Annotated in this window: 1 protein-coding gene; it reads left to right on the forward strand. The window is 80.0% G+C overall.

The window, feature by feature from the left end; genetic code table 11:
• The coding region (locus G3I41_RS25790; RefSeq protein ID WP_164402764.1) for a tetratricopeptide repeat protein at positions 1-674 on the forward strand (674 nt) is incomplete at both ends.

Raw genomic sequence — 674 nt, forward strand, 5'->3', positions numbered from 1 at the left:
GCCGCGCTGGTGCGGGCGCTCGCCGCGCACGAGGGCACCGACGCCGCCGCCCCCGACCTCTACGCGCTGCACGGCCTCGTGCTGGCCGTCGCCGAGCGCCGCGACCTGCCCCGCGAGCGGGCGGCGGCCCTGCTCAACCTGGCCGATCTGGACGCCGGGACCGGCCGCACCCGGGAGGCGCTGGCCCGCTACCGGGCGGCGCTGGACGCCGGGCGGGCCGCGAAGGACCCGTACGCCACCGGGCGGGCCATGGAGTCCGTCGGCGGCGCCTACGCGGAGCTGGGGGACTACCACCGGGCGTCCGACTGGTACGGACGGGCGCTCGCCCAGCGCCTCACCCAGGGCGAGCCGGCCGAGGCGGCGCGCCTGTACGGGCGGCTCGGCACCGTCCACACCTACGCCGGGCGGTACGGCGAGGCGCTGCGGAACTGGCGGGCCGCCGCGGCGGCCCACCGCAGGCTCGGCGACCTCCCGGCCCAGGCCCGGGCGCTCAGCGAGATGGCCCGGGTCCAGGAGTACGCGGGCCGGCCGCAGGAGTCGCTGCGCACCTGCCGGGAGGCGGTGGAGTGGGCGCGGCGGGCCAAGGACGTACGGCTCCAGGCGGCACTGGAGCTGCGCCTCGCGGACACCCTGGACCGGCTCGGTGATCCCGCCGCGGCCGGGCTGCACCGGGG

Origin of the sequence: Streptomyces sp. SID9727, from assembly GCF_010550605.1 — a bacterium.
Classification (GTDB): Bacteria; Actinomycetota; Actinomycetes; order Streptomycetales; family Streptomycetaceae; genus Streptomyces.